Origin of the sequence: Streptomyces sp. N35 (assembly GCF_016464295.1) — a bacterium.
In the GTDB taxonomy this organism is placed as follows: domain Bacteria; phylum Actinomycetota; class Actinomycetes; order Streptomycetales; family Streptomycetaceae; genus Streptomyces.
This window is the reverse complement of record NZ_JAEIMH010000039.1, coordinates 75207-81471: the sequence shown is the minus strand read 5'-3', so window position 1 is coordinate 81471 and position 6265 is coordinate 75207. Positions and strand designations below refer to the sequence as shown.

Below are 6265 nucleotides of genomic sequence, written 5' to 3'. Positions count from 1 at the left end.
AGTAGCGGGGACAGGATTTGAACCTGCGACCTCTGGGTTATGAGCCCAGCGAGCTACCGAGCTGCTCCACCCCGCGTCGGTGAACCCAACCTTACGGCAGGGCGACGACCAGCGCAAATCGCTATCCGTGACCAGCTCAGGGCCACCTCAGGCGCTGCGGCGGGTGCTCACGCGGTGAGCTCCTGCTGCAGCGCCTCGCTCAGGCGCGCGGCCCGTTCGGTCACCTCGGCGGGCCCGTACGAGACGGCCTTGGCGCACCAGCGCTGGGCCTCGGGAAGATCGCTCCGACGCGCGTAGAGCAGGGCGAGCCGGAGCGCCGCCCGGCCGTGCCCGGCGTCGGCCGCGCGCTGCCACCAGACGAGAGCCTCGGGCTCGCTGCCCTCGCGGGCGAGCAGCAGTCCGAGGTTGAACGCGCCGCCGAGGCTGCCCGCCTCCGCTGCCATCCGGTACCAGCGGGCCGCCTCGACCACATCGTCACGGGCCGCGGCGAAGGTGCCCATCCGCACCTGCGCGCGCCGGTGCCCGAGCTCGGCGGCCCGCTCGTACCACTCCTCGCACTCGGTCTTCTCGGCCGCGACCTCGCCGAGCGCGACACCATGGCGGCCGTCACGGGGTCCCCGGTCGAGGACGGTGCCGAGCCGGTACGCGGCCTCGGCGCTGCCGCCGCCCGCCGCGCAGCGCAGATGCCGCTCGGCGCTCTGCCGGTCGCCCTCGCGCAGATGCGCGATACCGACCTGCAGCGCGGCCTCGGTGTGCCCGGCCGCGGCGGCCCGCTCGTACCACTCGAAGGCCACCGGCTCCTCGTCACGCCCCGCGTAGAGGATGCCGAGGTTGAAGGCGGCGTCCACGCTGCCGGCCTCGGCCGCCTTGGAGAACCAGGGCTCGGCGCCCGCGGTGTCGCCGCCCTGCATCAGCAGCACGGCAAGGGCGTTGGCGGCCTCGCGGTGGCCGGCGTAGGCGGCGCGGCGGTACCACTGCTCGGCCTGCCGGCTGCGGCTCTGCGCGGCGCAGAGCAGACCGAGGTTGTACGCACCGTTCACATCGCCCGCATCCATGGCGGCGCGGTACCAGCGCTCGGCGGTCTGGGTCTCGCCGCGCTCGGCGTGCAGGGCGCCCAGCGCGTTGGCCGCGTTGCCGTCGCCGTTCTGGGCGGCTTTCAGCCACCACACGGCGGCGCTGTCCTCATCGCCGGCGTCGCGCAGCAGGAAGCCGAGCGCGCAGGCGGCGCGGGCCTCGCCGTCCTTGGCGGACGTGAGGTACCAGCGTCCGGCCTCCTTGAGGTCGCCGCGGCGCTCCAGGATCGCGCCGAGCTGCAGCGCGGCCCGGCGGTGGCCGCGTGCGGCGGCCTGCCGGTACCACTGCTCGGCCTCGGCGAGCAGGCTGCCGCCGAGGATGCGGCTGCCGGTGTCGGGTTCGGGGGTCTCCTGCGCACAGGCGCCGCCGTTCGCGTACGAGGGGTCCGCGCTCTTGTCGTACGCGGAGTCCGCGCCCTGCCCGAAGGGCCGCGCCGGCGCCGTACCTGTGAGGGCGCCGCGGGTCTCGGCCGCGCGGCGCTCCAGGGCGCGGGCCAGGCGGTACGCGGCCTCGCGGTGGCCGCGCTCGGCGGCGGCGCGCATCCAGCGCTCGGCGCCGACGTCGGTGCGGTGCTCGAGGAGGTCGGCGAGCGCGTAGGCGCCCAGGGTGTGGCCCTGTTCGGCGGACTGGCGCAGCCAGTACTCGGCTGCGGGCTCGTCGCCGCGCTCGCGGTGGTGGCGGCCGAGGGCGTGCGCGGCCGCGGCGCTGCCGGCCACGGCGGCGATACGCCACCAGCCGGCGGCCTCGTCCGCGTAGCCGCGCTGGTGGAGGAGCACGCCCAGGTTGTTGGCGGCCGCGCGGTCGCCGTCGGCGGTGGCCTTGCGCAGGTAGGGCTCGGCGCCGTCGAGGTCGCCGCGGCGAAGGAGCAGGGAGCCGAGGACGCTCATCGAGGCGATATCGCCGCATTCGGCGGCGTGGCGATGGCGTGCCTCATCGACGGCCGTGGCCGGATCCTCCCGGTCGGCCGACTGCGTAAGTCGCCCTGTCTCCAACAGAGTTGCCCTGTCCCCCATAAGTTCCATCGTCGCACCACCTGCAACCCGGGTACACCTGGTATACCCCGACCTGTGAGGTCACTTCAGCGTTTTGTCGACATGCCCACAGGGAGACAAGTCAAACACAGATCTGCCAACTCCCCCCGCACGGCGCAGTTGTCACACTCACGGGTATCAACTGCCCCCGCGTTCAAGGGACATGAGTACGAGAACGCCCGCGGAGGGCGCCGGACACGGTGAGGTCGGGCCCTGGACGTGACCGGTCTCCCGGTCCCGGACATGACTGAGGCCCGGATCTCCAAGAGATCCGGGCCTCGGTCTTCAGTAGCGGGGACAGGATTTGAACCTGCGACCTCTGGGTTATGAGCCCAGCGAGCTACCGAGCTGCTCCACCCCGCGCCGTTGTGTCCAAACCGTACCACGGCGCGGGACGGAGCTCTGACCAGCTCAGTCGTCCTTGCGGGCCTTGCCCTCGGCCTCGATGGCTCGCTTCACGGCCTCCTCGGCCTTCTTCATGGCCTCGTCGTAGCCGGAGAGGTCGCCCGCCTTCAGCGCCTTGTCGGCCTCGTCGAAGGCCTTCTGCGCCTCATCCAGCGCCTCCTTGACCGTCGGGTCGCTGGAGGGCGGTGGCGTGGGCTTTTCCGGGTCCTCGGAGGGTGGCACCTCGGGATCGGCGCCTTGTGCCCCGAAGACCGCGTCGAAGCTCTCCGCGAGGGTGTCCTTGAAGACGGGGTCGCGCGCGCCCGTGTAGGAGACGCCGACCTTCTTCAGGAGCGGGTAGTTGGCGTTACCACCCTTGACGTAGACCGGCTCGACATACAGGAAGCCCTCGTCCAGCGGGATCGTCAGGAGATTTCCGTAGACGATGTCCGAGTCCGTGCCTCTGAGGTCGCGGACGAACGTCGCGACTTCGTTGTTGCCGTTGAGTTCGGACTGGACCTGTTGGGGTCCTGGCACTTCCGATTTCACGTTCAGGACTCTTATCGTCCCGTACTCGCTGCTGTTGGCATCGGCGTCGACCGCCATGAACGCCTGCAGATTCGGCCGGCCGTTGGGCGTGAACGTGGTCGTCAGCGAGAACTTCTGCTCCTGCTGCGCCGGTGTCTTGCCCTTCTCCGGCATCTTCAGGCTCAGGTAGTACGGCGGGACCGCGTTCTTCTCCTTGTTGGTCGGGTCGTCCGGCACCTGCCAGACGTCCGAACCGCTGTAGAACTGCGGCGCCTCGGTGACGTGGTAGCGGGTGAGCAGCTCGCGCTGCACCTTGAACAGGTCCTGCGGGTAGCGCAGGTGCTCCTTGAGCTCGGGCGAGATCGCGCTCTTCTTCTCGACCGTGCCCGGGAACGCGTTCATCCACGTCTTGAGGACCGGGTCCTTCTCGTCCCACTGGTAGAGCTTCACCTTGCCGTCGTACGCGTCGACGGTGGCCTTCACCGAGTTGCGGATGTAGTTGACCTGGTTCTGCTGGGCCACCACCGCACGCTGGTTGTTGGCCGCCGTCAGCGAGTCGGCCGTGGTGTCGCCGAGCGTGGTGCGCGAGGCGTACGGATAGCCGTTCGTCGTCGTGTAGGCGTCGACGATCCACTGGATCCGACCGTCGACGACCGCCGGGTAGGCGTCGCCGTCGATGGTCAGCCAGGGGGCGACGGCCTCGACGCGCTCCTTGGGCGTGCGGTTGTAGAGGATCTTGGAACCCTCGCCGATCGCGCCCGAGTACATGATCTGCGGCTCGCTGAACGCGACCGCGTAGGCAGCCCTGTTGATCGGGTTGGAGAGGTTGACCCCGCTGTCACCTTCGTAACTGGTGGTCTGCTCGCCGTCCTTCTCGTAGTCGAGCTCCTTCTGCGGACCGCCGACGATCGAGTACTGCTCGGTCTTCTCGCCGTAGTAGATCCGCTGCTGGTACCCCTTGGGCAGCTGACCCGTGGTCGGCAGGCCCTTCTCGGTGAACTCCGGGGAGCCCGCCGGGTCGGCGTTCGGGTCCGTGCCGGTTCCCTTGGCCGTGATCGCGCCATAGCCGTGGGTGTACGTGAAGTGGTCGTTGATCCAGTTCCGCTTCGGGATGCCGTCGAGGTCCAGCTCGCGCAGACCGATGACGGTGTCCTGCTCCTTGCCCGAGGCGTCCTTGTAGCGGTCGACGTCGAGGGTGGTCGGGAACTGGTAGTACTTGCGCAGCCGCTGCAGCGTGTCGAAGGTCGGGCCCACCACGTTGGGGTCGATCAGGCGGTAACTGGCCTGGGCGTCCGCCTGCTTGCGCTGGTCGGCCTTCGCGGTGTCGGAGTCACCGGTCTTGCCCTTGCCCGAGTAGTCCGTGATCTGGACGCCGTCGATGTCGTACGCCTTGCGCGTGGCCTCGATGTTCTTCTCGATGTACTCCTGCTCCTTGGCCTGCTCGTTCGGCTCGACCTGGAACTTCTGCACGATCGCCGGGTAGAGACCGCCGATCAGGATCGCCGAGAGCACCATCAGACCGAAGCCGATGACGGGCAGCTGCCAGGTGCGGCGCCACAGCGTCGCGAAGAACAGCACGGCGCAGATGGCCGCGATGCAGAACAGGATGGTCTTCGCCGGCAGATACGCGTTGGCGTCGACGTAGCGCAGACCCGTCCAGTTGCCGGTGGCCTTGAAGTCACTGGACTTGACCGCGAGTCCGTACCGGTCGAGCCAGTACGCCACGGCCTTCAGGGCCACGAACAGGCCGAGAAGCACGGAGAGATGACCGGTCGCGGCCGAGGTGGCGCGGGCGCCGCCGGTGACACGCAGTCCGCCGTACAGATAGTGCGTGAGCGCGGCGGCGATCAGCGAGAGCACGGCGGCGGCGAAGCCGAAGCCGAGCAGGAAGCGGTACCAGGGCAGATCGAACGCGTAGAACGCCACGTCCAGGCCGAACTGGGGGTCCTTCTGGTTGAACGGCACCCCGTTCACCCACATCAGCCACGTACGCCACTGGCCCGCGGCGGACGCGCCGGCGATCAGACCCACCAGGGCGGTGATCGCGAGCAGGATCCACTTCTTGTACGGGGCGATGCCCATGCGGTAGCGGTCGAGGCTCTGCTGCTCGAGCGACATGGCGCTCAGCGGCGGGCGCAGCCGGTGCGCGAGCCAGATGTTGACGCCGACGGCCGCGGCCATCAGGAGACCGAAGACGGCGAACAGGCCGATCTTCGTCCACAGGGTCTTGGCGAAGACCGAGGAGTAGTCGACCGACCGGTACCACAGCCAGTCCGTCCAGAACCCGGCGAACATCACGAACGCCATGAAAAGCACGGCGAGGACGCCGAGCGTCATCAGCAGGGTGCGGACACGCCGGGACGGACGGCCCACTCTGATCCGTGGCCCCGAAGGGGGGCCTGAGCCGCGGTCCGGCATCTGGAAAGCCAAGGTGCGCACCTCGAAGTTCGGCGGTCGGTGTGGGGGCTCCGCGATCGTAGAGCCCACTCGTGCAACTTACTGAAGCTTTACTCAGTTCCCGGACCAGGGTTGGCGTTTCCGATCCGTGATGTCCGAGTCGGTGCGGCCGAGTTCTTCGTCCGGGGTCTGAACCAGGCAGGATATGGGCCATGTCGAATGTTTCTCCCTCCGGCCCCCCGATGGCCGCGAGCCCGCTGACCCGTGCCGTACTCGAAATCGACGAGTATGTCGGCGGTCTCGGCTGGGATCAGCCCGCCCGTCTGTTCGCCCTGGTGGACACCGCCAAGCTGCGCGCGCAGGAACCGGGCCTGGCCGACCGGCTCGGTCTGACCGGTGAGGAGACGGCCGGCGCGCTGACCCCCATCGAGCAGGACGAACTGCCCGCCGGCGCCCCGCTGGACGAGTTCCTCGGCACGATCGCCTGGCCCGACGCCGTGGCCGGCTGTGCGCTCACGGTCGAGCGTCTGATGCTGCCGCCGTCGGCGGAGGCATCCGTTCCGGACGGTCTTGACGAGGCGCAGCTGGCGAAGTGGGTCGGCAAGCACCCGGACCGTCAGGAGGTGCGCATGACGGTGGGAGTGTTGCGCAACGGCACGCGCGAGTCGGCGCTGCGGCTGCGCGAGAAGGACTCGCCGAAGGACGTGCTGACCGGCTCGGACCTGGTGCCGGGGCTTGCGGAGGCGCTGACGGCGACGTTCGCCGGCTGACGCTCTGTCCCTCGGATACGGGGGGGGGGGGCCGCCACCGGTGCGGCGCCCCCCCCCCCCAGCCCCCTTCGTGGTAGGAGT

General features: G+C 69.5%; 3 protein-coding genes and 2 tRNA genes. 1 reads left to right on the top strand and 4 read right to left on the bottom strand.

Translation table 11 applies throughout. The features are described from left to right. Positions 1-2: 2 nt before the first annotated feature. From JAO81_RS22010 to JAO81_RS21995, 4 genes are all read right to left on the bottom strand, one after another. A tRNA-Met gene (locus tag JAO81_RS22010) sits at positions 3-76 on the bottom strand. 91 nt (positions 77-167) lie between these two features. Beyond that, positions 168-2096 carry a tetratricopeptide repeat protein gene (locus JAO81_RS22005; protein WP_199549620.1) on the bottom strand — a complete coding sequence of 643 codons (1929 nt, stop codon included), beginning with the start codon at positions 2094-2096 and terminating at the stop codon, positions 168-170. Between the two features lie 298 nt (positions 2097-2394). After that, positions 2395-2468 (bottom strand) — tRNA-Met (locus JAO81_RS22000). A 48-nt stretch (positions 2469-2516) separates the two neighbouring features. Then, the gene (locus JAO81_RS21995; protein WP_199549628.1) at positions 2517-5435 is read right to left on the bottom strand and encodes a UPF0182 family protein; all 2919 of its coding nucleotides are present in this window, start codon (positions 5433-5435) and stop codon (positions 2517-2519) included. 191 nt (positions 5436-5626) lie between these two features. Here JAO81_RS21995 and JAO81_RS21990 point away from each other — a divergent pair, with 191 nt between their 5' ends. Further along, on the top strand, positions 5627-6184 hold the full coding sequence (locus tag JAO81_RS21990) for a PPA1309 family protein (protein WP_199549619.1): 558 nt from the start codon (positions 5627-5629) through the stop codon (positions 6182-6184). Positions 6185-6265: the final 81 nt, after the last annotated feature.